This window comes from Pantoea sp. C8B4, assembly GCF_051336905.1.
Taxonomy (GTDB): Bacteria; Pseudomonadota; Gammaproteobacteria; order Enterobacterales; family Enterobacteriaceae; genus Pantoea; species Pantoea rwandensis_B.
Map to the genome: position 1 here is coordinate 40562 of NZ_JBGMNK010000009.1, position 24980 is coordinate 65541.

At 52.5% G+C, this 24980-nt stretch carries 21 protein-coding genes; 10 read left to right on the forward strand and 11 right to left on the reverse strand.

All coding sequences use genetic code 11. The features are described from left to right. Positions 1-90 precede the first annotated feature (90 nt). Together ACCW76_RS12795 and queC are read left to right on the forward strand one after the other, a co-directional pair. Positions 91-1806 (forward strand): SgrR family transcriptional regulator, encoded by a 1716-nt coding sequence (locus ACCW76_RS12795; protein ID WP_436338706.1) that lies wholly within the window; start codon positions 91-93, stop codon positions 1804-1806. Positions 1807-1832: 26 nt separating this feature from the next. Next, positions 1833-2528: a 7-cyano-7-deazaguanine synthase QueC gene (queC, locus tag ACCW76_RS12800; RefSeq protein ID WP_436338707.1), complete on the forward strand. Its 696-nt coding sequence runs from the start codon at positions 1833-1835 to the stop codon at positions 2526-2528. 287 nt (positions 2529-2815) lie between these two features. Here the strand turns inward: queC and ACCW76_RS12805 are convergent, their stop codons facing one another. The 9 genes from ACCW76_RS12805 to bolA all read right to left on the reverse strand — a co-directional run bounded on the left by ACCW76_RS12805 (position 2816) and on the right by bolA (position 13202). Next, positions 2816-3223, reverse strand: coding sequence for an acyl-CoA thioesterase (locus tag ACCW76_RS12805; RefSeq protein WP_038648551.1), 408 nt, complete (start codon positions 3221-3223; stop codon positions 2816-2818). 101 nt (positions 3224-3324) lie between these two features. After that, positions 3325-3648, reverse strand: a complete 324-nt coding sequence (locus tag ACCW76_RS12810; RefSeq protein ID WP_038648552.1) for a ComEA family DNA-binding protein — start codon at positions 3646-3648, stop codon at positions 3325-3327. Positions 3649-3788: 140 nt separating this feature from the next. Continuing rightward, on the reverse strand, positions 3789-5657 hold the full coding sequence (gene ppiD, locus ACCW76_RS12815; RefSeq protein ID WP_436338708.1) for a peptidylprolyl isomerase: 1869 nt from the start codon (positions 5655-5657) through the stop codon (positions 3789-3791). A gap of 236 nt (positions 5658-5893) precedes the next feature. Further along, positions 5894-6166 carry a nucleoid-associated protein HU-beta gene (hupB, locus tag ACCW76_RS12820; RefSeq protein ID WP_034828113.1) on the reverse strand — a complete coding sequence of 91 codons (273 nt, stop codon included), beginning with the start codon at positions 6164-6166 and terminating at the stop codon, positions 5894-5896. A 213-nt stretch (positions 6167-6379) separates the two neighbouring features. Next, entirely contained in the window at positions 6380-8734 is a 2355-nt protein-coding gene (gene lon, locus ACCW76_RS12825; RefSeq protein WP_034828111.1) for an endopeptidase La, read from the reverse strand. 188 nt (positions 8735-8922) lie between these two features. Beyond that, positions 8923-10194: an ATP-dependent protease ATP-binding subunit ClpX gene (gene clpX, locus ACCW76_RS12830; RefSeq protein WP_034828109.1), complete on the reverse strand. Its 1272-nt coding sequence runs from the start codon at positions 10192-10194 to the stop codon at positions 8923-8925. 127 nt (positions 10195-10321) lie between these two features. Then, positions 10322-10945, reverse strand: coding sequence for an ATP-dependent Clp endopeptidase proteolytic subunit ClpP (clpP, locus tag ACCW76_RS12835; protein WP_008103933.1), 624 nt, complete (start codon positions 10943-10945; stop codon positions 10322-10324). Positions 10946-11281: 336 nt separating this feature from the next. Further along, on the reverse strand, positions 11282-12586 hold the full coding sequence (tig, locus tag ACCW76_RS12840; protein WP_045833927.1) for a trigger factor: 1305 nt from the start codon (positions 12584-12586) through the stop codon (positions 11282-11284). Positions 12587-12887: 301 nt separating this feature from the next. Then, positions 12888-13202, reverse strand: coding sequence for a transcriptional regulator BolA (gene bolA, locus ACCW76_RS12845; RefSeq protein WP_034828103.1), 315 nt, complete (start codon positions 13200-13202; stop codon positions 12888-12890). 267 nt (positions 13203-13469) lie between these two features. On the opposite strand from bolA, the gene ACCW76_RS12850 reads away from it, so the two are divergent. The 8 genes from ACCW76_RS12850 to ACCW76_RS12885 all read left to right on the forward strand — a co-directional run bounded on the left by ACCW76_RS12850 (position 13470) and on the right by ACCW76_RS12885 (position 22287). Next, on the forward strand, positions 13470-14048 hold the full coding sequence (locus ACCW76_RS12850; protein ID WP_034828101.1) for a lipoprotein: 579 nt from the start codon (positions 13470-13472) through the stop codon (positions 14046-14048). Between the two features lie 54 nt (positions 14049-14102). Continuing rightward, a complete protein-coding gene (gene ampG, locus ACCW76_RS12855; RefSeq protein ID WP_436338709.1) occupies positions 14103-15590 on the forward strand; it encodes a muropeptide MFS transporter AmpG in 1488 nt (495 codons plus the stop codon). A 440-nt stretch (positions 15591-16030) separates the two neighbouring features. Next, positions 16031-16957, forward strand: a complete 927-nt coding sequence (gene cyoA, locus ACCW76_RS12860) for a cytochrome o ubiquinol oxidase subunit II (RefSeq protein WP_034828097.1) — start codon at positions 16031-16033, stop codon at positions 16955-16957. Between the two features lie 4 nt (positions 16958-16961). Then, positions 16962-18944 (forward strand): cytochrome o ubiquinol oxidase subunit I, encoded by a 1983-nt coding sequence (cyoB, locus tag ACCW76_RS12865; RefSeq protein ID WP_436338710.1) that lies wholly within the window; start codon positions 16962-16964, stop codon positions 18942-18944. Further along, a complete protein-coding gene (locus ACCW76_RS12870) occupies positions 18944-19561 on the forward strand; it encodes a cytochrome o ubiquinol oxidase subunit III (protein ID WP_166933720.1) in 618 nt (205 codons plus the stop codon). The genes cyoB and ACCW76_RS12870 overlap by 1 nt, the downstream gene beginning before the upstream one ends. Next, a complete protein-coding gene (locus ACCW76_RS12875) occupies positions 19561-19890 on the forward strand; it encodes a cytochrome o ubiquinol oxidase subunit IV (RefSeq protein ID WP_034828092.1) in 330 nt (109 codons plus the stop codon). Before ACCW76_RS12870 ends, ACCW76_RS12875 begins: the two co-directional genes overlap by 1 nt. Before the next feature lie 13 nt (positions 19891-19903). Next, positions 19904-20791, forward strand: coding sequence for a heme o synthase (gene cyoE / locus ACCW76_RS12880; RefSeq protein WP_034828090.1), 888 nt, complete (start codon positions 19904-19906; stop codon positions 20789-20791). A gap of 131 nt (positions 20792-20922) precedes the next feature. Beyond that, the gene (locus ACCW76_RS12885) at positions 20923-22287 is read left to right on the forward strand and encodes an MFS transporter (protein ID WP_436338711.1); all 1365 of its coding nucleotides are present in this window, start codon (positions 20923-20925) and stop codon (positions 22285-22287) included. A gap of 61 nt (positions 22288-22348) precedes the next feature. Here the strand turns inward: ACCW76_RS12885 and adhP are convergent, their stop codons facing one another. Together adhP and exaC are read right to left on the reverse strand one after the other, a co-directional pair. Then, positions 22349-23389 carry an alcohol dehydrogenase AdhP gene (adhP, locus tag ACCW76_RS12890; RefSeq protein WP_034831060.1) on the reverse strand — a complete coding sequence of 347 codons (1041 nt, stop codon included), beginning with the start codon at positions 23387-23389 and terminating at the stop codon, positions 22349-22351. A 30-nt stretch (positions 23390-23419) separates the two neighbouring features. Further along, entirely contained in the window at positions 23420-24940 is a 1521-nt protein-coding gene (exaC, locus tag ACCW76_RS12895; protein ID WP_038648573.1) for an acetaldehyde dehydrogenase ExaC, read from the reverse strand. Positions 24941-24980 lie beyond the last annotated feature (40 nt).

Below are 24980 nucleotides of genomic sequence, written 5' to 3' on the forward strand. Positions count from 1 at the left end.
ATGTCTCCTGTCTGAGTGAGGAATCTACTATCGCCTGGTAATTACGGAACTAATAGTGAATACTTTCAGGAAACTGTTCCGGGTTTAGCCATGCGCCAACTTCATCGGGTTAATCAATTTCAGCGACTGTGGCAACTCAGCCAGGGCGAGCCTCTGCGTTTGAGCGTTGCCGCCATGGCACAGCACTGTTTTTGCAGTGAGCGCCATGTACGTACCTTATTACGCCAGTGGCAGGATGCAGGCTGGCTGCACTGGCGCGGCGAGTCCGGCCGGGGAAAGCAAGGCGAACTGACGTTTCTGATTTCCCCTGAACAACTCCGCCAACAGCTATTAACCCAGCAACTGGAAGCGGGCGAAGCGATACAGGCGTTGCAGGTACTGGATCTTCATCCTGAGCGGCTGGTGAAAATGCTGCGGCCGCTGATGGGCGGCCAATGGCAGAACCAGGCGCCGGTGCTGCGTATTCCCTATTATCGCGCGATGGAGCCGCTGCGGCCGCTGCGTCTTACCGGAAGGGCTGAGCAGCACCTGGTGCGGCAGATTTTCTCTGGCCTGACGCGCTTTAATGGCGACGATGTAGAAGGCGATCTTGCGCATCACTGGCAACATGATGGCAGCGGCTGTGACTGGTATTTCTGGTTACGACCGCAGCTCAGCTGGCACAACGATGAGCCAATTCATGCGGCGCAGCTGGTTGCTCAGTTACAGCAGATTATGCAAACCGTGCGCGGCAGCCGCCTGCTGGCCTCTATCGAACGTATCGAGGCGCCACATCCGCTGGCACTGCGTATTCAATTGCGTCAGAGCGACTACTGGCTGCCGCAGCGTCTGGCACACCAATACTGCCTGCTGCCACATCCTGATGCGATGGATATAGGCAGCGGTCCCTGGAAGCTGACCCATTTCACTGATGAGTTGGTTCGCCTGGAAAGTCATGCCCGCTGGCATCTGCAACGACCGCTGATTCAGGTAGTGGAATACTGGATTACACCGCAGCTGTTTGCACATGGTCTCGGTACCAGCTGTCGTCATCCGGTACAAATCGCCATTGGCGATCCTGACGAGCTGGACGCATTGCGCCCGGTCGATCACAGTATCAGCCTCGGCTTCTGTTATCTGGCACCGCGCATCTCCGCCGACTTTACTGCCGCACAGGTCACAACACTGATTGCATTAATACAACACAGTGGAGTGATTCAGCAGTTACCGTTGGATGAAGGCTTGATTACCGCGAGCAAGGAGTTGCTGCCCGGTTGGCCCGTTCCCTCTGCCGGGATGACCACCGCCAGGCTGCCTGAGAGACTTACACTGCACTACCATCTCCCTATCGAACTGCATGTGATGGCGCAGGCGCTGGTGCCTTTGCTGGCCCAACAGGGCTGCGAATTAACCTGTGTTTTTCATGATGTGAAAAACTGGCGTGACGATATCGACCTGAGCGATGCCGATGTGGTGATGGGTGACCGTCTCATTGGCGATGCGCCGCTGTTTACCCTGGTGAACTGGCTGGAGAACGATCCGGTATGGGCTCCCTTACGCGCCCCGGAGTTAACCGCGCCCCTTAGCGCTATCGCCCATCAGCCCAGCCCAGAGCAACGCGCGGCATTGACGCACCAGCTGTTCCAGCAGTTGATGCGTGATGGACATTTGTTGCCGCTGTTTAACTATCGCTATCAGGTATTTGCCCCGCCCGGCGTTGAAGGCATCCAGCTCAATACACTGGGCTGGTTCGATTTCACCCGCGCCTGGATTCCACCGCCCGCGACCGCAGGGACTGTTCAGCCCGCGCCTGAGCCAGTACCATAGATGCACTGATTTTTGGGGAAATTGAGATGAAACGAGCCGTTGTCGTATTCAGTGGCGGACAAGATTCCACCACCTGTCTGATTCAGGCACTGCAACAATATGATGAAGTGCACTGTGTCACCTTCGATTATGGTCAACGCCATCGCGAAGAGATTGAAGTCGCGGCTGAACTCGCGCACAAACTGGGTGCCCGTGCGCACAAAGTGCTGGATGTGACGCTGCTCAATGAATTGGCGGTCAGCAGCCTGACGCGCGATAACATTCCAGTGCCCACTTACGATCCTGACGCCAGCGGTTTGCCAAGTACTTTTGTACCAGGCCGCAATATTCTGTTCCTGACCTTAGCCTCCATTTACGCTTATCAGGTAGAAGCCGAGGCGGTGATTACCGGTGTCTGCGAAACAGACTTCTCTGGCTATCCTGATTGCCGCGATGAGTTTGTTAAAGCGCTCAACAATGCCGTTAGCCTCGGCATGGCGCGCAATGTTCGCTTTGAAACGCCACTGATGTGGTTGAATAAAGCCGAAACCTGGGCGCTGGCAGATTACTGGCAGCAACTGCCGCTGGTGCGGGCGGAAACCCTGACTTGCTATAACGGTGTCAAAGGCGACGGTTGCGGTGAGTGCGCCGCCTGCCATCTGCGTGCGCGGGGGTTGGCGGATTACCAGGCCAATGCTGCAGCCGTCATGGCAGCAATGAAGCAAAAAAGCGGTCTTAACTGATTGAGTTGAATCGCGGTTGGGACGCATTGAGCGGCTTCGCTGGCAGGAACCTATTAAGCTGCTTTGCTGGATTGCGCTTATTGGGCAGCTTCGATGGATTGAAATCATTGAACGGATTCGCTAGTCGGAACTTATCAAGCTGCTTCGCTGGATTGAGGTCATCGAACGGCTTCGCTAGTTGGAACTTATCAAGCGGCTTCGCTGGATTGAGGTCATCGAACGGCTTCGCTCACAAGAGCTCATTGAGCAGCTTAGGCTGGCGTTTCTGACGCCAGCTCGCTCTGCTCTTAATCGCTTTCCACCATCAACGCTGACAGACGATCACGCAACTCCCCTTCCATCGGCACCGCTTTTTGCGTGCGCAAATCGATGCAGACGAAGGTTAACGCTGCGTCCGCAACCACCGTGTTATCGCTCGCCAGCAGCACGCGCTGCGAAATAATGCCGCTTTTGCCATTCAACTGTGACACTTCGCTCTCAATATGTAACACGTCGCCCAGCACCGCCGGACGACGATAGTTAATGTTGATATTGACCACCACAAACGCCAGCTTCTGATCCATCAGCCAGTGAAAAGCATCGACATCCTCCAGCCACTGCCAGCGCGCCTCTTCCAGAAACTCGAGATAACGTGCGTTGTTCACATGCTGATAAACGTCCAGATGATAGCCGCGTACTTTGATGGTGGTTTGCATTGTTGCTCCTGTTCAGACTGTGAATGACAACTGGTATGACCTGTTGAGCATAGCACAGCCTGATTGGCTGCTTTATCAATCCTTCAAAGTCGCGACCCGCCTCACAGTTTCAGCCGACCACTGTTACGTTCCACCAGAGCATTTCCGATGCCTGGAATCTCCTTAAGCTGATCAATGGCGGTAAACGGACCATACTGCTCGCGATAACTGACAATCGCCTGAGCTTTCTTCAGGCCGATGCCGTTCATTGCGGCTGCGAGCTGTTCAGCGCTGGCTTGATTGATGCTGACCTGTCCCTCTTGCGGCGAGGATACTTGCGTCGCCTGCGTTTCGCTGGGGCTTTCGGCCGCGGACAGTCCGGTGGTATAGAGTGCGCCACCCAGCGCCAGCGTGATACATAGAGCGCGAAAAGTTGATTTCACCATGCTGTGTTTCTCCTTGTGTTTGACAGCCACAGCAGAGTGTCACAGCGTGTTTTCAGGCTCAAAAGGGCAATTGCAGAAATGGAAAAGGCCGCAGAAGCGGCCTTTAAGTTGTTGCAGCGGATTCACACTTTTTGTGAGGCTTACTGGTTTTGTGCAGCCGCGCCGTATTTGATTTTCGCGTCTTTGCGCAGGTTTTCCAGCAGCGCTTCAAACGCAATCTGTGCGTTATTCTGCGTCACGCCTTTCACCATCTCATCAATCTGCGCCTGCGGCATATTACCCGGGCTGACTTTATCCAGCGCGACCAGTACCACGTTACCCTGCATATCTTCGCTCACACCCCAGGACGGTTTGTTGTCCGCGGGTTGTGGCAAGTTAAAGGCAGACTGCGCAACCGGATCCTGTGCATTACGATCAAAGGATTTGCTGGCGCTCAGGGTCAAGCCTGCCGCTTTCAGCGCATCTTCTTTACCGGCTTTCAGATCAACCAGCAGCTTATCGGCCTGAGCTTTAGCCTGCTGTGTGGCTTTGTCATGCTTCAGCGTGTCGGCAATCTGCGCCTTCACCTGATCCAGCGGTTTTACGGCTTCAGGCTTGTGCTCGCTGATGCGCAGCACGAATGCACGATCGCCATCGACGCTGATGATGTCAGAGTTATTACCCGGCGCACCGTTTTGGCCCACCAGTCCACCGTTGAAGATCGCCTGCTTGACCTGATCGAAATCGAGTTCAGCCGGAACATTATCACGCGTGATCCAGCCGGTTTCCGTGACTTTCAGACCGGAAGCCTGTGCTGCACCCGCCAACGACTCGTTGTCATTGCTGGCCGCTTCACTGACTTTCTGCTGCAGCTTGTAGAAGGCGTCGACTGCTTTTTCCTGCTTCACCTTGTCAGCAACAGCGTCATGGATCTCAGCCAGCGGCTTAATCTGCTCGGCCTGGATATCATCCAGACGTACCACCAGGAAACCGACTGAAGATTTGATCACGCCAGACAGCTGGCCTTTCTGCGTCAGGTTGGCATTTTTCAGCTCATCCGGCGTGGTGCCAGGCTCCAGCCACCCCATATCGCCGCCTTTGCGTGCTGAGATCGGGTCAATGGATTTGCTTTTTGCCAGCGTGGCAAAGTCTTCACCCTTCTTCAGCGCATCCAGAACGGCATTGGCATCCGCTTCAGTTTTGGTCTGAATCACGCTGTAGCGATTGCGCTGCGGCTGTGAATAGTCAGCTTTGTGTTGATCGAACCAACTCTGAATGTCCGCTTCGCTCACGGTTTCCTGCATGCTGGCTGCATCCATTTTGATGTAGCTGACGCGGAACTGCTCAGGTGCCATGAAGCTGTTCTGATGCTGCTGGTAATACTGATTGATCTCATCATCACTGGCCGTTTGTTTCGCTGCCAGCGCATTAACATCAATCACCGCCTGACGAATTTCACGCTGCTGCGAGACCAGGTCCACCAGCTTGCTGGTTTCACCTTTAAGCATGAAATCGGTATTAGCGACCGCATTGATCAACTGCTGTGTGGCTAGCTGCTTACGCAGCGCCGCCGCGTACTGATCCGGCGTAAAGCCCATCTGGATGATTAAGCCGTTGTACTTCGCGTTATCAAACTTGCCGTTAGTCTGGAAAGCTTTTTGATTGAAGATCGCCTGCTTGATCTGATCATCGCTAATGCCAATCTTCAGATCTTTGATGTATTGATCAAGCAACGCCTGATCAATCAGCTGAGACAGCGCCTGCTGACGCATCTGCTGCATGTAACCTTCGTTGCTGGCCAGCTGCGAGAATTGATCGCCCAGCATCTGCTGCTGACGATTACGCTCGTTGTTAAAGCCCTGCTCAAGCTCTGCACGGCTAATTTCATGGCCATTAACTTTGGCGGCATAATCGCTGCCACCGCCGATCAGGTAGTTGCCCACCCCGGTCAGTACGAAAGACAGGATGATCAATCCCAGAATGATCTTGAGCACGACATGATTCGACGCCGCGCGTAAATTGTCCATCATGGTATGACAACACTCCGCTGTAGTGTGAATGTAAAGCTCTGACACGATGTCATCATCGTGCAACTGCTGTTCAGGCTGGCAGTTGGCAACCATGCGGAGACAATAGCCTGTGGCCATCGCCGCGCATCAAGAATAAAAAAGGCACATCAAAATGATGTGCCCGTATGTTACATGAGAACGGCTTTTTCGTCCTCAATCCATAGAAGAAAATGCTTCAATGGATGTGTCAGCGGTCATTAATTGACTGAGTCTTTCAGTGCTTTACCTGCACGGAAGCCCGGAACTTTACCAGCCGGGATGGTGATCTCTTTACCGGTTTGCGGGTTACGGCCTGTACGAGCAGCACGCTCACGTACAGAGAAAGTACCGAAACCAACCAGTGCCACTTCATCACCGCCTTTCAGCGCGTCAGAAACGGAGCCCATGAATGCATCTAACACACGTCCCGCTGCTGCTTTAGAAATGTCAGCGTCTGCAGCAATTTTGTCGATCAACTGTGACTTATTCACTCTATTCATCCCCTCTTTTATTATTCACATCGCACCCGCGCTTCCCGCCCGGTGCGAACGCGCAGCCAGTTATATCAAGCCTGTGGAGCTGAAACAACGGTATTCATCTTAATCGTTGATTCAACAGCCCCCTAAATTAGCGGCACAAAAAAAAGCTGGCAAGCACCATTTGGCCTGCCAGCTTCGCTTTTTAACGGTTTTTGCCGTTAATCACTATTTTGCCGTCGCAACCTGCATGCCGTAAGGCGCATTTTCCAGTGCCAGGTTCAGCACTTCTTCAATACGCTTCACAGGATGGATGGTCAGATCGGCAATCACGTTCTGTGGAATCTCTTCAAGATCGCGCTTGTTTTCATCCGGGATTAACACGGTTTTGATGCCGCCGCGATGCGCTGCCAGCAGCTTCTCTTTCAGACCACCAATCGGCAGCACCTGACCGCGCAGAGTGATCTCACCTGTCATCGCCACATCAGAGCGCACCGGGTTACCGGTCAGACAAGAAACCAGCGCCGTACACATGGCAATACCGGCACTTGGACCATCTTTCGGCGTTGCCCCTTCCGGAACGTGCACGTGGATATCACGTTTCTCGTGGAAATCCCCGTTGATGCCGAGTTTCTCCGCACGTGCGCGAACCACTGTCAGCGCCGCCTGGATAGACTCCTGCATCACTTCACCCAGTGAGCCGGTGTAAGTCAGTTTGCCTTTACCCGGTACGCAGGCGGTTTCAATGGTCAGCAGATCGCCTCCCACTTCCGTCCATGCCAGACCGGTGACCTGGCCTACGCGGTTTTCAGTGTCCGCACGACCATAATCAAAGCGCTGCACGCCCAGGAAATCGTGAAGGTTTTCACCATTAATCTTGATGCTCTTCTTACTTTTGTCCATCAGCAGCGTTTTCACTGCTTTACGGCACAGCTTGGAGAGTTCACGTTCCAGACTACGCACGCCCGCTTCACGGGTGTAGTAACGGATAATGCCAATGATGGCGCTATCGTCAACACTGATCTCTTTTTCTTTCAGTGCATTACGCTCAATCTGTTTCGGCAGTAAGTGCTGTTTGGCGATATTCAGTTTTTCATCTTCGGTATAACCCGAGAGACGAATCACTTCCATACGATCCAGCAGCGGTGCCGGGATGTTCATGGAGTTAGAGGTCGCCACGAACATCACGTCAGAGAGATCGTAATCCACTTCCAGATAGTGATCGTTGAACGCAATGTTCTGCTCTGGATCCAGCACTTCCAGCAATGCCGAAGCGGGATCGCCGCGCATATCGGACGACATCTTATCGATCTCATCCAACAGGAACAGCGGGTTCTTCACGCCGACTTTCGCCATTTTCTGGATCAGTTTGCCCGGCATAGAACCGATGTAAGTGCGACGATGTCCGCGGATTTCCGCTTCATCGCGCACGCCGCCCAGTGCCATACGAACATATTTACGGCCGGTGGCTTTGGCAATTGACTGGCCCAGCGAGGTTTTACCCACGCCTGGCGGTCCGACGAGGCACAGAATGGGGCCTTTAATTTTGCTGACGCGACTTTGCACCGCAAGATACTCAAGAATGCGGTCTTTCACGCGTTCCAGACCGTAATGATCGGTATCCAGCGTTTCCTGCGCCTTCAGCAGGTCTTTTTTCACCTTGCTGCGCGCAACCCATGGCACCTGAACCATCCAGTCGATGTAACCGCGCACCACGGTGGCTTCTGCAGACATCGGCGACATCATTTTCAGCTTCTGCAGTTCTGCTTCGGCTTTTTCGCGCGCTTCAGTCGGCATTTTTGCCGCTTCAATTTTACGTTTCAGCGCTTCGTATTCGTCCGGCGCATCATCCATCTCGCCCAGCTCTTTCTGAATGGCTTTCATTTGCTCATTCAGATAGTACTCACGCTGGCTTTTCTCCATCTGCTTTTTCACGCGATTGCGAATGCGCTTCTCAACCTGCAGCAGATCGATTTCGGATTCCATCATCGCCATCAGATATTCAAGACGTTCGTTGATGTCGGACATTTCCAGCACTGACTGCTTATCAGCCAGCTTCAGCGGCATATGCGCTGCTACGGTGTCGGCGAGACGCGCCGCATCGTCGATGCTGTTCAGTGAGGTCAAAACCTCAGGAGGAATTTTTTTATTCAGTTTGATGTAGCCTTCAAACTGATTAATCGCCGTACGCACCAGCACTTCCTGCTCGCGCTCTTCAATTTCAGGCGAAATCAGGTACTCGGCTTGGGCAACAAAATGGTCGCCATTATCGGCCAGCGTGGTGATATGCGCGCGCTGTAAGCCTTCGACCAGCACTTTAACGGTGCCATCGGGCAGCTTAAGCATCTGCAATACGGAAGCGACGGTCCCTACCGAGAAGAGATCGTTAATACCAGGTTCATCCGTTGAAGCCTCTTTCTGGGCAACCAGCATGATCTTCTTGTCATGATCCATCGCCGCTTCGAGGCAACGGATCGATTTTTCCCGACCAACAAACAACGGAATTACCATGTGCGGATAAACCACCACGTCGCGCAATGGCAACACGGGGATTTCAATGCGTTCAGAACGCTCAGGATTCATAGAGCTCTCTCTTAGTTTAATGTCCGCCAGGTGTATGGGTACCGCGCAATAGAGGTTTTGCAGTTAAACCCACAGGATATTGAGTATATGGGGATGCTTGGTCGACATTCAATGTCACGGGTGAGAGAAAAACAAAAGGGGAAAACATTTTCCCCTTTTTAAGATAACCACATGGTGCGATTGCTTATTTATTCGCCAGAAGCTTGGGCTTCATGCTTGCCATAAATCAGCATCGGCTCTGATTGACCATCAATCACTGACTCATCAATCACCACTTTTTCCACGTCATCCATCGATGGCAGATCGTACATGGTTTCCAGCAGCGCACCTTCTACGATAGAACGCAGACCACGCGCACCGGTTTTGCGTGACATCGCTTTCTTAGCAATCGCCGTCAGCGCTTCATCACGGAACTCCAGCTCCACACCTTCAAGGTTAAACAGAGCCTGGTACTGTTTGGTCAACGCATTCTTCGGTTCGCGCAGGATCTGAATCAGGGCTTCTTCACTCAATTCACTCAGCGTCGCCACCACCGGCAGACGACCAATGAATTCTGGAATCAGACCAAATTTGATCAGATCTTCTGGCTCAACCTGGGACAGCAACTCGCCTTCACTGGCTTTCTGCGATTTGCCTTTTACCGTAGCGCCGAAGCCAATACCGGATCCGGTTTCCACGCGCTGGGAAATCACTTTGTCGAGGCCAGCAAAAGCACCACCACAAATGAACAGGATCTTAGACGTATCAACCTGCAGGAACTCCTGCTGCGGATGCTTACGCCCACCCTGCGGCGGAACCGCGGCAACGGTACCTTCGATCAGCTTCAGCAACGCCTGCTGTACGCCTTCACCAGAAACGTCACGCGTGATTGACGGGTTGTCTGACTTACGAGAAATCTTGTCAATTTCATCGATATAGACGATACCGCGCTGTGCTTTCTGCACATCGTAATCACACTTCTGCAGCAGTTTCTGGATGATGTTTTCCACATCCTCACCCACATAACCGGCTTCGGTCAGGGTGGTGGCATCCGCCATGGTGAACGGAACATCCAGCAAACGCGCCAGAGTTTCAGCCAGCAAGGTTTTACCGCTACCGGTTGGACCGATCAGCAGAATGTTACTTTTGCCCAGTTCGATGCCATTACTGGTATCGCCGTTGCGCAGACGTTTGTAGTGGTTATAGACCGCTACCGCCAGCACTTTTTTCGCCCTTTCCTGACCGATGACGTAATCATCTAAATGATGACGGATTTCATGCGGTGTCGGCAGTGCACTGCGCTCACGGTGCGGAGCCACTTCTTTAATCTCTTCGCGAATGATGTCGTTGCATAAATCAACACATTCGTCGCAAATATACACTGACGGCCCGGCAATCAGCTTACGGACTTCATGCTGGCTTTTGCCGCAGAAAGAGCAGTACAGCAACTTACCTGAACCGTCTTTGCGCTTATCTGTCATCAGCTAACCTCTTTTCGTTCTCAGACCCAATTTGGTGTACGGCACTGGCCGCACATCAACGGCCGATATTCATGCAACTCATCATGCTGCCCCGTTAACTATAGCGTAAGGGGCAGCCAGATGTGTCTTATTGGCGATGCGTCAGAATAGAATCGACCAAGCCATACTCTACCGCTTCGCTGGCAGAGAGGAAACGATCGCGCTCGGTGTCGCGTTCGATCTCTTCCAGTGATTTGCCAGTGTGTTCAGCCATCAACTCATTCATACGCTGCTTCACTTTCAGAATTTCACGCGCATGGATTTCAATATCCGTCGCCTGACCCTGGTAACCGCCCAGCGGCTGGTGAATCATGACGCGGGAATTCGGCAGGCAGAAGCGCTTACCTTTGGTACCTGCAGTCAGCAGGAACGCACCCATTGAACAAGCCTGACCCATACAAATGGTGCTGACGTCAGGCTTGATGAATTTCATGGTGTCATAAATCGACATCCCGGCAGTAATCACGCCGCCTGGCGAGTTAATGTAGAGATAAATGTCTTTTTCAGGATTCTCAGCTTCCAGAAACAGCATCTGCGCCACGATCAGGTTGGCCATATGATCTTCAACCTGGCCGGTCAGGAAGATCACACGCTCTTTGAGCAGGCGGGAGTAAATGTCGTATGAACGCTCGCCGCGCGAGGTTTGTTCGACCACCATTGGCACCAGCGCCATGTGCGGTGCAGTAAATTCACGATCGCCACTGTATGACATTACCGTCTCCTGATAAATTTCATTGGCAACATTCTGTACCGATATTACGTGAGGCGCGTCGGGAAAACTATGCGCTGCCCTCTCACTCCGACATAACAGGACGGTTAATCAGCCAGTCTCACTGTTTTCATGCATTCTCCCTGTATCTGGGGATGCTGCCCAGTTGTTTCAAGCATAACAACCTTTTGCCCATTCGCTAACACGGAAAAAGAGCTTAGCGAACAATTTGCCGATTAATTAAGCAAATAGAGGACAATTCTATGCGGTTAATGCCCTAAAACGAAAAAGCCCGCGACTTTTCAGTCGCGGGCTTCGCACTTTCGGTTAACTAACGGATCAGGCCGCTGAGGTCTGGTTCATCAGTTCCTGGAAGTTGGTTGCTTTATCGGTCACTTTGGCTTTCGCCAGTACCGCTTCAACAGCCTGCTCTTCCAGAGCAACGTTGCGCATGTTGTTCATCAGCTCGTTGTTCTTGCTGTAGAACTCGATCACTTCCTGCGGATCTTCGTACGCAGAAGCCATCTCTTCGATCAGCGCTTTAACGCGGTCTTCGTCAGCTTTCAGCTCGTTGATGCGAATCACTTCGCCCAGCAGCAGACCAACAACAACGCGACGTTTAGCCTGCTCTTCGAACAGCTCACGTGGCAGCTCGAAAGCTTGCTTCTCGTTGCCACCAAAACGCTGTGCAGCCTGGCGACGCAGCACGTCGATTTCGCTGTCGATCAGTGCCACTGGCACGTCGATGTCGTTGGCTTCAACCAGACCATCAATCGCCTGAGATTTCACGCGGTTACGGATAGCGCCTTTCAGCTCACGATCCATGTTCTTGCGCACTTCTGCACGCAGACCGGCAACTGAACCATCTTCAACGCCAAAGCGTTTGATGAACTCTTCAGTCAGCTCTGGCAGCTCGCGCGTTTCGACTTTCTTCAGCACGATTTCGAACTTCGCATCTTTCCCTTTCAGGGTTTCAGCGTGGTAATCGTCTGGGAATTTCACGTCGATAGTGAAGGTTTCGCCCGCTTTGTGGCCAACAACACCTTCTTCGAAGCCTGGGATCATACGACCCTGGCCCATCGCCAGTACGAAGTCAGAGGCTTTGCCGCCTTCGAACTCTTCGCCGTCTACTGAACCGGAGAAGTCGATGGTTGCGCGATCTTCAGCAGTCGCTGCAGCATCGCTCTCTTTCCAGGTCGCCTGCTGCTTCTGCAGGGTTTCCAGCATGGTATCAACGTCAGCATCGGTGACTTCAACCACTGGCTTCTCGACTTCGATAGCATCCAGGCCTTTCAGCTCAACTTCTGGATAAACTTCGAACTCAACCGCGTAGGTGAAATCTTCACCTTCTTTGTACTCACCTGGCACGTAGTTTGGTGCGCCAGCTGGGTTGATTTTCTCTTTGATGATGGCGTCAACGAAGTTGCGCGTCATCAGCTCGCCCAGCACGTCCTGGCGAACAGAAGCACCGTAGCGCTGAGAAATGATGTTTGCCGGCACTTTGCCTTTACGGAAACCGTCGATACGGACTTTCTTAGCCACTTCCACCAGTTCTTTCTTCACTGCGCTTTCGATGCTGTCAGCTGCAACAGTAATCGAAATGCGACGGCCCAGACCCTGAGTGGTTTCTACTGAAACTGTCATCTTGTTACCTCAAAAAATCACGTGCTCGGTCAACTTCAGACACCACACATTAAATGCGCCGTATCCAACAATCGGGACGGCCTCTGCAGGCAGAACCTAATCCCTGTCACCAGAAGCGTCCCGAAGACATTCCGGAAAAATAGACGCCGCATTATAGCGGCATCGCTGGAATGAGTCGAGGCTGCAAACTCACCACTTTTTAGCGGTTTTGCTGCTTTTTTGCGCCATGGATCGCGTTTAAGGGTAATAGATGAAAAGAAAACGGCCCGCAGGCCGTTTTGAGAGAGGATGAAGTGTGAACTCAGGCGAGGGTACCCGCTCCCCGACAGTTAGGTGACGCCAGCACGGTATCTTGCAAGCCATCCCACTCTTTTTGCGTGTAAGTGTGCAGTGCCAGTGCGTGCACGCTCCCTGCTAACTCTTCGGTCAGTTCACCATAAATGGCGCGATGACGCTGCAGGAATCGCTGGCCGGTAAACACATCGCTGACAATCACCACTTTAAAGTGACTTTCAGAACCAGCGGGCACGTTATGACGATAGCTTTCATCATGCACTTCGAGATGTGCAGGTTCGAACGCCTTACGCAGCTTTTCTTCTATTTGTTCGCGAATCATTGTTAACACTCCTCAACGGCGAGCGCTGTGCCCATCTGTTTAAATATTAGTAGGTTTTTTGCCCAACCCGCAGGCGCGCCGGAAATAATTCCTGATCTGCTGCGCATCTTAGCGGGCTCATTCGTCAGGTCAATGCTGTTGCATGACCGCCTGTCCGAAAAAAGCCTTTACAATCAATTTCCACTGGCACGGGGCTTTTTTCGCCGTCGCGCAATGCTATGATGGCCGCAGTTTTGCAAACCAACCCATATGCTAACGAGAATGAGTATGTTGAAAAAACTGTTATTCCCTCTGCTGGCTGCATTTATTTTGGCCGGCTGTGCCAGCAATAACACCACCCTGAACATTCAGCCTAAGATCCAGCTGCCACAGCAAGATCCTGGTCTGATGGGTGCCACCATCAGCGTTAACGGTGCCGATCAGCGTTCCGATCAGGCTCTGGCAAAAGTGAATCGTGACGGTCAGTTAGTCACCTTAACGCCATCGCGCGATCTGCGTTTCCTGTTACAGGAAGTGCTGGAGAAGCAGATGACAGCACGTGGTTACATGATCGGACCAAACGGTGCGGTTGACCTGCAGATTGTCGTCAATGGTCTTTACGCTGATGTGACACAAGGTAACGTGCGTTACAGCATTACCACCAAGGCTGACATTTCCATCATTGCGACCGCGAAAAACGGTAACAAACAGGTTAAAAATTATCGTCAGACTTACAGCGTAGAAGGCGCATTCACCGCCACTAACGCGAAGATCACCAACGCGGTCAACTCTACCCTGAGCGACGTGATTGCTGATATGGCGCAGGACACCAGCGTTCACGAATTTATTAAACAGAACGCCCGCTAATTCCTCAGCTATTCTGCCCGGTCATCTTTGGCCGGGCATCATTTCAGGTTGGTTATGACTTCTCACTATCTGCGCATTTTCACCCAACGTAATGCAGCCGTATTGCTGCTGCTCGGTTTTGCTTCTGGACTGCCTTTAGCACTGACAGCCGGGACCTTACAGGCGTGGATGACCGTAGAGAATGTCGATCTGAAAACCATCGGGTTCTTCTCCCTTGTCGGCCAGGCTTACGTGTTTAAGTTCCTGTGGTCGCCGATGATGGATCGCTATACCCCACCGTTTCTTGGCCGTCGCCGTGGCTGGTTGCTGGTCACTCAACTCGCACTGATCGCCGGCATTATCGCCATGGGCTTTATGCAGCCTTCGCGCGATCTGACGCTGCTGGCTGCCCTGGCCGTGCTGGTTGCCTTCTGTTCTGCATCGCAGGATATCGTGTTTGATGCCTGGAAAACCGATGTGCTACCGCCAGAAGAACGGGGCAGCGGTGCCGCGATTACGGTGTTGGGTTATCGCCTGGCGATGCTGATTTCAGGCGGACTGGCGCTGTGGCTTGCCGACCGATATCTGGGATGGCAGGCAACCTACTGGTTAATGGCGCTGCTGATGTTGCCAGGTTTGATTGCGACATTGCTGGCCAAAGAGCCCGCAGCACCAGCGCGTGAGCCGCACACCCTGCGTCAGGCCGTTTCGTTCCCTTTAAAAGACTTCTTCCTGCGTAACAATGCCTGGCTGCTGATCACCTTAATCATCCTTTATAAGCTGGGTGATGCTTTTGCTGCGTCGCTCACCACCACCTTCCTGATTCGCGGCGTAGGTTTCAGCGCCGGCGATGTCGGACTGGTGAATAAAACGCTGGGATTGCTGGCAACCATCATTGGTGCGCTGTACGGCGGTGTGCTGATGCAACGCCTGAGCCTATTCCGTGCCCTGATGATTTTCGGCATTCTTCAGGCGGTTTCCAACTTCGCTTACTGGCTATTGTCCGTGACGCCGCCTCATTTATGGAGCATGGCCAGCGCGGTGTTCATTGAAAATCTTTGCGGAGGGATGGGCACCGCCGCGTTTGTGGCGCTGCTGATGACGCTATGCAATAAGTCGTTTTCCGCAACGCAGTTCGCGCTGCTCTCTGCCCTTTCCGCCGTCGGGCGTGTTTACGTCGGACCCGCAGCGGGATGGCTGGTCGAACTGTGGGGCTGGCCGACCTTCTATGCTTTCACTGTGTTTGCAGGCGTGCCTGGCTTAATGCTGCTGTGGATTAGCCGCAGCACCCTGCAAGCCATTCAGCAGAGCGGGGAGTTTGTGATGCGAACCCGCTGGCCGCAGGGCTATCGCTGGACAGTGCGTCTGTTCAGCTTCGGTAGTGGCCTGCTGGCACTCTGGCTGGTGATGCTAGCCCTGAATGCCGCTGGCATCTGGCATGTCAACGCGCTGCTGACACCGCTTTTTGAGATGGGTATGGCACTGGCGCTGGTGGCCGTGGCGCTGGGTGTGATTCTGGATTGTCTGGCGTTAAGAAAAAGGCCGGAGAAAAATCTGAGTTAAGTAATGATAATTTGCCAGTCGCTAAATATTTGGCTAAAAAAATAACAATGAACTCATTTTAACGAATAGCATTTTTTTCATCGCGAAAAAGAAACATTAAATTAACAACCCTGGATTATATTTAAATCCGGTGCGCAATTACTTTGTAGAAAACTCATCACCCAAATGCTACACAATTGTTAAATAAATGGGCATTAATAGTACGGTTTATGCTTTCCCTGATTTTTCTGCGGTTTCTATCATTGTTTTTTGTTATATTGACGCCAACTGCTTGTCGCAATTAATAATTTGTCACCCTGCGCAACATCTGTGACACCCTTAGCAAAAGGTGTCAACAGCCTTCTGACACATCCTTAAGCTGGTTTACACTGCATAAACCTTCCCGTAAAATGCGCGCACACTTAAACGACAATAGAGCCCTTTGTCATTGAGGTCGTTAAATGAGACTCAGGAAATACAATAAAAGTTTGGGGATTTTGTCATTAATTGCAGGCGCTGTATTACTCAGTGGCTGCGATAGTGCGTTGTTAAATCCCAAAGGACAGATTGCACTGGAGCAACGTTCGCTGATTCTGACAGCTTTTGGCTTGATGATGATCGTGGTTATCCCGGCAGTCTTCATGGCAGTATTCTTTGCCTGGAAATATCGGGCAACCAATACTAATGCGACTTATAGCCCTAACTGGTCACACTCTAACAAAGTGGAAGCCGTGGTCTGGACGATTCCAATCCTGATCATTATCTTCCTCGGCGTGCTGACCTGGAAATCGACCCACGCACTGGAACCGAGCAAACCGCTGGTTTCTGACGTGAAGCCGGTTGAGATCGATGTGGTTGCGCTGGACTGGAAATGGCTGTTTATCTACCCTGAACAGGGTATTGCAACCGTGAACCAGATTGCCTTCCCGGCAAATACTCCGGTGAACTTCAAGATCACCTCCAACTCCGTAATGAACTCCTTCTTTATTCCTACGCTCGGTAGCCAGATCTACGCCATGGCGGGCATGCAGACTAAACTGCACCTGATCGCCAATGAGCCAGGAACATTCGACGGTATCTCTGCGAACTTCAGTGGTCGCGGTTTCTCTGGCATGAAGTTCAAAGCCATTGCAACCAAAGACGATGCGGAATTCCAGCAGTGGGTGGCTAAAGTTAAAGCAGCACCTAACGCGCTGACCACCATGGATGATTTCGAGAAACTGGCTGCGCCAAGCGAAAATCACCCGGTGGAATATTTCTCAACTGCGAATCCAGAACTGTTCAAGCAGGTTATTGATAAGTTCATGATGAGCCACGGGAAGATGGACATGCCAGAGCACAAAGGCATGGACATGAATCACGCCGCTGCTGCGGGAGCCGAGGAATAATACGATGTTCGGAAAATTAACACTGGATGCAGTGCCATACCACGAACCCATTATCGTGGTTACGGTAGCCGCAATCATCTTAGGTGGTCTGGCACTGGTTGCCGCGATTACTTATTTTGGTAAGTGGCAATACCTGTGGTCAGAATGGTTCACCTCCATTGACCACAAAAAACTGGGTATCATGTACATCATCATGGCTTTCGTCATGCTGCTGCGCGGCTTTGCCGATGCGGTAATGATGCGTACCCAACAAGTGATGGCTTCCGCAGGCGAAGCCGGCATATTACCACCGCACCACTACGACCAGATCTTCACCGCGCACGGCGTGATCATGATCTTCTTCGTGGCGATGCCTTTCGTGGTAGGTCTGATGAACATCGCGGTACCGCTGCAAATCGGTGCACGTGACGTTGCCTTCCCGTTCCTGAACAACCTGAGCTTCTGGTTTACTGCGATCGGTGTGATCCTGGTGAACATCTCTCTGGGTGTGGGCGAGTTCGCACAGACTGGCTGGTTGGCTTATCCACCGCTTTCGGGCGCGGAATACAGTCCTGGCGTCGGGGTCGATTATTGGATCTGGAGTCTCCAGTTATCCGGTATCGGTACGACTCTGACCGGTATCAACTTCTTCGTGACCATTCTGAAGATGCGTGCACCGGGCATGGACCTGTTCAAAATGCCTGTCTTCACCTGGGCATCACTGTGTACTAACGTCCTGATCATCGCTGCGTTCCCGGTTCTGACCGTGACGCTGGCACTGTTGACGCTTGACCGTTACCTCGGCTTCCATTTCTTCACCAATGAAATGGGCGGTAACATGATGATGTACGTCAACCTGATTTGGGTCTGGGGTCACCCGGAAGTATACATCCTCGTTCTGCCGGTATTCGGTGTGTTCGCGGAAGTCACTGCGACCTTCTCCAAAAAGCGTCTGTTCGGTTACACCTCTCTGGTGTGGGCGACCATCGCGATTACCGTTCTGTCGTTCATCGTTTGGCTGCACCACTTCTTCACCATGGGTGCCGGTGCCAACGTTAACGCCTTCTTCGGTATTATGACGATGATCATCGCGATTCCGACCGGCGTGAAAATCTTCAACTGGCTGTTCACCATGTATCAGGGTCGCGTTGAGTTCCACTCAGCGATGCTGTGGACGATTGGCTTCCTGGTCACCTTCTCTATTGGTGGTATGACAGGTGTTCTGCTGGCGGTTCCAGGTGCGGACTTCATTCTGCACAACAGCTTGTTCCTGATTGCTCACTTCCATAACGTAATTATCGGTGGTGTGGTGTTCGGTTGTATGGCTGGCGTGACCTACTGGTTCCCGAAAGCATTCGGCTTCACCCTGAACGAAAAATGGGGTATCCGTGCATTCTGGTTCTGGATCATTGGTTTCTTCGTCGCCTTTATGCCGCTGTACGCACTGGGCTTCATGGGTATGACCCGTCGTATCAGCCAGGACATCGATCCTCAGTTCCACTCACTGCTGGTTGTTGCAGCAGGCGGGGCGGCACTGATTGCATGCGGTATCCTGTGCCAGGTTATCCAGTTCTGGGTCTCTGTACGTGACCGCGATCAGAACCGTGACCTGACCGGTGACCCGTGGGGCGGTCGTACGCTGGAGTGGGCAACCTCTTCACCTCCTCCGTTCTACAACTTTGCTGTGATCCCACATATCCACGAGCGTGATGCGTTCTGGGAAATGAAAGAAAAAGGCGAAGCGTACAAGCAACCAGAAAAATATGAAGAAATTCATATGCCGAAAAACAGCGGCGCAGCTCTTATTATCGCAGCGTTCATGACCGTATTTGGTTTCGCGATGATCTGGCACATCTGGTGGCTGGCTGGCCTTACTTTCCTGGCCACTATTGTGACCTGGATTGTGAAGAGCTTCGACGAAGACGTGGATTACTACGTACCCGTTGCTCAGATTGAGGAGCTGGAGAAGAAGCACTTTGATGAAATCAGCAAAGCAGGTCTGAAATAATGGCAACTGAAACTGTGACTAATCACCACCACGACGCCCATGCGGAGCATGGGCATCACGATGCAGGAGCCAATAAAGTCTTTGGCTTCTGGATCTACCTGATGAGTGACTGCATTATCTTCGCAACCCTGTTTGCGACCTATGCAGTTATGGTCAATAACACTGCCGGTGGTCCGGCAGGTAAAGACATCTTTGAACTGCCGTTTGTGCTGGTTGAAACCGCGCTGCTGCTGCTCAGCTCCATTACTTATGGAATGGCAGTGATTGCGATGAACAACCAGAACAAGGGTTCAGTCATCAGCTGGTTGGCTCTGACCTTCCTGTTTGGTGCTGGATTCATCGGCATGGAAATCTATGAATTCCATCACCTGATCCTGGAAGGCTTCGGTCCTGACCGCAGTGGTTTCCTGTCCGCGTTCTTTACGCTGGTCGGTACCCACGGTCTGCACGTGACCTCAGGCCTGATCTGGATGGCAGTGATGATGTTCCAGATTTCTAAACGTGGTCTGACTGCAACTAACCGCACCCGTATCATGTGCCTGAGCTTGTTCTGGCACTTCCTGGATGTGGTTTGGATCTGCGTATTCACCGTTGTCTATCTGATGGGAGCCATGTAATGAGTCATTCAGTTAACGAACATGGCGCTTCTCACGGTAGCGTGAAGTCTTACATGATCGGCTTCATCCTTTCTATCATCCTGACCGGTATTCCGTTCTGGATGGTAATGGATGGCGGCGCATCACACGGCACGATTCTGGGTGTGGTTCTGGTGTGTGCGGTGGTTCAGGTGTTAGTACACCTGGTCTACTTCCTGCACCTGGACAGCAAGTCAGAGGGCGGCTGGAACATGGTGGCGATTGTCTTCTCAGCACTCATTATTTTGATTGTTGTCGTCGGATCACTGTGGATCATGTGGAACCTCAACTACAACATGATGGCCGACTAAAGAGTCACACGTAATGATTAAGCAATACCTGCAAGTAACAAAACCAGGAATTATTTTCGGCAACTTAATTTCTGTGATCGGTGGATTCTTGCTGGCTTCGAAAGGCAGCATTGATTACCCCCTGTTTCTCTATTCACTGGTGGGCGTTTCGCTGGTTGTCGCATCAGGTTGTGTATTCAACAACGTGATTGACCGCGATATCGACATCAAAATGGAGAGAACGCGGAACCGTGTTCTGGTCAAAGGCCTGATCTCGGCGAAAGTAAGCCTGGTTTATGCAACCGCATTGGGTATTGCTGGCTTTGCGTTGCTGTATTTCGGTGCTAACCCGCTGGCCATGTGGCTGGCGGTGATGGGCTTCGTTGTCTATGTGGGCATTTACAGCCTGTATATGAAACGCAACTCCGTGTATGGCACGCTGATCGGTAGCCTCTCTGGTGCAGCACCGCCAGTGATTGGCTACTGCGCAGTGACCAACCAGTTTGATGCTGGCGCTTTGATCTTGTTGGCTATTTTTAGCCTGTGGCAGATGCCGCACTCGTACGCGATTGCGATTTTCCGCTTCAAAGATTATCAGGCGGCTAACATCCCGGTTCTGCCTGTCGTGAAAGGTATCTCGGTAGCCAAAAATCATATTACGCTGTACATCCTGGCGTTCATGATTGCTACGCTGATGCTGACACTTGGCGGTTACGCGGGCTACAAGTATCTGGTGGTCGCCGCGGCGGTGAGTGTGTGGTGGTTGGGCATGGCGCTTTCAGGTTACAAAACCTCAAACGATAAAGTTTGGGCGCGTAAACTGTTTGTGTTCTCGATTGTCGCTATCACAGCATTGAGCGTGATGATGTCGGTTGATTTTATGACGCCGGCCTCTAAAGACCTGCTGACTTACGTCTGGTAATACAGCTCCGCAACACCAGAAAGGGCGCGAATTTCGCGCCCTTTCTTTTTGTTACCACTGCTTAACAACAATTGTTTTACCCGCCCTGCCCTGCTCCTTAAAATGAGTGCAGCAAAATTACAGAGGTTGGAATGAACGATAATAAAATGACGCCAGTAGAGCTTCGGGCTACATGGGGTTTAGGCACAGTTTTTTCCCTGCGCATGCTGGGAATGTTTATGGTCCTGCCGGTACTCACCACGTACGGTATGGCGTTGCAGGGAGCCAGTGAAACCTTAATTGGTCTGGCAATTGGCATCTATGGTCTGGCGCAAGCCGTATTCCAGATTCCGTTTGGTCTGTTGTCCGATCGCGTCGGTCGCAAACCGCTCATTGTTGGCGGGCTGTTAGTGTTCGTGCTGGGCAGTATTATCGCGGCGATGACCACCTCAATCTGGGGCGTGATTCTGGGTCGTGCTTTGCAAGGCTCTGGCGCAATTGCCGCTGCAGTCATGGCACTACTCTCAGATCTCACTCGCGAACAAAATCGTACTAAAGCGATGGCTTTTATTGGCATCAGTTTCGGTGTGACCTTTGCAATTGCGATGGTGGTAGGCCCAATTGTCACCCATGCTCTGGGGTTGCATGCACTTTTCTGGATGATCGCTATTCTGGCCTCGCTGGGCATTGTTATCACGCTATTGGTGGTGCCGAGCGCACCCAATCACGTGCTTAACCGTGAGTCCGGCATGGTAAAAGCCAGCATTCGTGAAGTGTTAGCCAATCCTAAACTCCTAAAATTAAACATCGGTATTCTTTGCCTGCATATCCTGCTGATGTCGAGTTTTGTGGCTTTGCCGGGCCAGTTTGAACAAGCAGGCTTCCCGGCATCTGAACACTGGAAAGTCTATTTGGTCACCATGCTGGTCGCTTTCGTTCTGGTGGTGCCTTTCATCATCTATGCCGAAGTGAAACGCCGCATGAAGCGCGTTTTTGTTACCTGCGTGGCACTGATCATTATCGCGGAAATCGTACTGTGGGGTGCGGCTGGTCATTTCTGGACGCTGGTGATTGGCGTGCAGCTGTTCTTCCTCGCCTTCAACCTGATGGAAGCCATTCTGCCTTCGCTGATCAGTAAAGAATCACCACCGGGCTACAAAGGCACAGCGATGGGCATTTACTCCACCAGCCAGTTCATTGGCGTGGCGATTGGCGGCAGCATGGGCGGTTGGATCTTCGGTCACTTTGATGCGCAGACGGTGTTTCTGGTGGGTGCGATTGTGGCGGCAGCCTGGTTGTTTGTGGCGATGTCGATGCAGGAGCCGCCGTACGTCAGCAGCCTGCGCATGGTGCTCAGTGATGCCGTATTAGCGGTGCCTAACCTTGAAAAGCGTTTAAAAGCGCAGCCGGGTGTCTCTTCAGTCTTTATCGTGCCGGAAGAGAAAAGTGCTTACATCAAGATCGACAGTAAAGTGACGAGCCGCGTGGAAATTGAAGCGCTGATCGCCAGCTGTTAGTTAGTCGTCACACACTCTGTGGCGGCGCGATTAACCGCACCGCCACATACCATCACGCTAATTAAAGCGACATATCAACCACGATACGCCCTTCAATTTTTCCCGCATGCATACGCGCAAAGATGTCGTTAATGTTGGTCAGCGGTTCAACCGCCACGTTGGCTTTCACTTTATGACGCCCAGCGAAATCCAACGCTTCCTGCAGATCTTTACGCGTACCGACAATTGAACCACGCACGGTAATACCGTCCAGCACCATATCAAAGATAGACAGGTCGAATTTGCCCGGTGGCAGACCGTTCAGCACCATAGTACCGCCACGACGCATAGTGCCAATCGCCTGCTCAAACGCCTTCGGTGAAACAGCCGTCACCAGCACGCCGTGCGCACCGCCGAAGCTTTCCTGGAACACTTTAGCCGGATCGACGTTCTTCGCATTGGCCACTACGCTGGCACCGAGACGTTTGGCAAAGGCCAGCTTCTCATCATCGATATCCACTGCAGCGACGTTCAGTCCCATCGCCACCGCATATTGCACTGCCATATGGCCCAGACCACCAATACCGGACACCACCACCCAATCACCCGGCTTGGTGTCGGTCATCTTCAGGCCTTTGTACACCGTCACACCCGCACACAGAATCGGCGCGATTTCGTTGTAATCGATGTTTTCCGGAATGATGCCGACATAATTAGCGTCCGCGAGGCAATATTCTGCAAAACTGCCGTTCACCGAATAACCGGCATTCTGCTGTGACAGACACAGGGTTTCCCAGCTATCCAGACAGTGCTCACAGTGGCCGCATGCGGAATAGAGCCACGGCACGCCTACTCGATCGCCCAGTTTTAAATGCTTCACACCTTCACCCAGCGCCACTACCTGTCCTACGCCTTCGTGACCGGGAATAAACGGGGGATTGGGTTTAATCGGCCAGTCGCCTTCGGCGGCATGTAAGTCGGTATGGCACACGCCAGTCGCCGCGATTTTCACCAGAATCTGGCCCGGTCCCACTTGCGGTACTGGCACCTGCTCAATCACTAACGGTTCGCCAAAGGCTTTGACAACAGCGGCTTTCATGGTGGTTTTGATTTGCATATTCATCTTTCACTCTCCATTTGATCGGATGCGGACTCAGAACAGGCCCAAAGGCGCGGTGCCATAGCTGACCAGCAGATTTTTGGTTTGTTGGTAGGCGCTGAGCGCCATTTTGTGCGTCTCGCGTCCCACTCCCGACTGCTTATAGCCACCGAAAGCTGCGTGCGCAGGATAGATGTGATAGCAGTTGGTCCAGACGCGACCGGCTTTGATACCACGCCCCATGCGGTACGCCAGATTGGTATCACGCGTCCATACACCCGCGCCGAGGCCAAATTGCGTTTCATTGGCAATCGACAAAGCTTCCGCTTCATCTTTAAAAGTGGTGATGCCAATAACAGGCCCAAAAATCTCTTCCTGGAAACACCGCATCTGGTTGGTGCCTTTGATCAGGGTTGGCTGGATATAGAATCCGTTATCCAGTTCAGCAGCGACGCTGGCGCGATCGCCTCCGGTTAGAATTTGCCCCCCTTCGTCGCGCGCGATGTTGATGTAAGACAGGATTTTGTCGAATTGCTGACGGGAAGCCTGAGCACCGATCATGGTGTCAGTATCCAGCGGATCGCCTCGGCGGATATTCGCCACTTTATCCATCACCCGCGCCATAAACGGCTCATAGATGGATTCATGGATCAACGCACGCGACGGACAAGTACAGACTTCGCCCTGATTGAAGAAACCGAGTACCAGCCCCTCCACCGCTTTTTCGATAAAGTCTGATTCACCGTCCATCACATCGGCAAAGTAGATGTTAGGCGACTTGCCGCCCAGCTCGACGGTACAGGGAATGATGTTTTCAGCCGCACACGCCATGATATGACGCCCGACCGGTGTTGAGCCGGTGAACGCGATTTTGGCGATACGTTTGCTGGTGGCCAGCGCTTCACCGGCTTCCCGGCCAAAGCCCTGTACCACGTTAAGCACGCCCGCCGGGAAAAGATCGCCGATCAACTCCATCAGCAAGGTGATCGCCAGTGGCGTTTGCTCAGCCGGTTTCAGTACCACGCAGTTACCCGCAGCCAGCGCCGGAGCCAGTTTCCATGCCGCCATTAACAGCGGGAAGTTCCACGGGATGATCTGCCCGACCACGCCCAGCGGTTCGTGGAAGTGATAAGCGACGGTGGTTTCATCGATTTCAGCGGTACTGCCTTCCTGTGCACGCAGACAACCGGCGAAGTAGCGGAAATGATCCACCGCCAGCGGCAGGTCGGCATTGAGCGTTTCGCGGATCGGTTTGCCGTTGTCCCAGCTCTCCGCTACAGACAACATTTCAATATTTTGTTCAATGCAGTCGGCCACCTGCAGCAGCAGATTGGCACGGTGTTGCACGCTGGTTTTTCCCCAGGCGTCAGCGGCCTGATGAGCAGCGTCCAGTGCTAAATCGATATCCCGCGCGTCAGAACGCGGAAACTGCGCAATATCGCTGCCATCAACAGGCGAGGTGTTCGTAAAATACTGGCCGCTGAGCGGCTCTGTGAATTTGCCCGCAATAAAATTGCCGTAGGTCGCTTTAAAAGTGACCAAAGCGCCGGGCGTGCCGGGATGTGCATAACGCATCGCAAACTCCTTCGTATAGGGTCGTTTATTGTTAGCTGGC

Coding starts and splice junctions, on each gene's coding strand:
- exaC (WP_038648573.1), bottom strand. CDS start 24,940: ATGCGTTATGCACATCCCGGCACGCCCGGCGCTTTGGTCACTTTTAAA.
- ACCW76_RS12885 (WP_436338711.1), top strand. CDS start 20,923: ATGAACGATAATAAAATGACGCCAGTAGAGCTTCGGGCTACATGGGGT.
- lon (WP_034828111.1), bottom strand. CDS start 8,734: ATGAATCCTGAGCGTTCTGAACGCATTGAAATCCCCGTGTTGCCATTG.
- clpX (WP_034828109.1), bottom strand. CDS start 10,194: ATGACAGATAAGCGCAAAGACGGTTCAGGTAAGTTGCTGTACTGCTCT.
- adhP (WP_034831060.1), bottom strand. CDS start 23,389: ATGAATATGCAAATCAAAACCACCATGAAAGCCGCTGTTGTCAAAGCC.
- ACCW76_RS12875 (WP_034828092.1), top strand. CDS start 19,561: ATGAGTCATTCAGTTAACGAACATGGCGCTTCTCACGGTAGCGTGAAG.
- ampG (WP_436338709.1), top strand. CDS start 14,103: ATGACTTCTCACTATCTGCGCATTTTCACCCAACGTAATGCAGCCGTA.
- clpP (WP_008103933.1), bottom strand. CDS start 10,945: ATGTCATACAGTGGCGATCGTGAATTTACTGCACCGCACATGGCGCTG.
- cyoA (WP_034828097.1), top strand. CDS start 16,031: ATGAGACTCAGGAAATACAATAAAAGTTTGGGGATTTTGTCATTAATT.
- ACCW76_RS12850 (WP_034828101.1), top strand. CDS start 13,470: ATGTTGAAAAAACTGTTATTCCCTCTGCTGGCTGCATTTATTTTGGCC.
- ACCW76_RS12870 (WP_166933720.1), top strand. CDS start 18,944: ATGGCAACTGAAACTGTGACTAATCACCACCACGACGCCCATGCGGAG.
- tig (WP_045833927.1), bottom strand. CDS start 12,586: ATGACAGTTTCAGTAGAAACCACTCAGGGTCTGGGCCGTCGCATTTCG.
- ACCW76_RS12805 (WP_038648551.1), bottom strand. CDS start 3,223: ATGCAAACCACCATCAAAGTACGCGGCTATCATCTGGACGTTTATCAG.
- cyoB (WP_436338710.1), top strand. CDS start 16,962: ATGTTCGGAAAATTAACACTGGATGCAGTGCCATACCACGAACCCATT.
- ppiD (WP_436338708.1), bottom strand. CDS start 5,657: ATGATGGACAATTTACGCGCGGCGTCGAATCATGTCGTGCTCAAGATC.
- bolA (WP_034828103.1), bottom strand. CDS start 13,202: ATGATTCGCGAACAAATAGAAGAAAAGCTGCGTAAGGCGTTCGAACCT.
- ACCW76_RS12795 (WP_436338706.1), top strand. CDS start 91: ATGCGCCAACTTCATCGGGTTAATCAATTTCAGCGACTGTGGCAACTC.
- queC (WP_436338707.1), top strand. CDS start 1,833: ATGAAACGAGCCGTTGTCGTATTCAGTGGCGGACAAGATTCCACCACC.
- cyoE (WP_034828090.1), top strand. CDS start 19,904: ATGATTAAGCAATACCTGCAAGTAACAAAACCAGGAATTATTTTCGGC.
- ACCW76_RS12810 (WP_038648552.1), bottom strand. CDS start 3,648: ATGGTGAAATCAACTTTTCGCGCTCTATGTATCACGCTGGCGCTGGGT.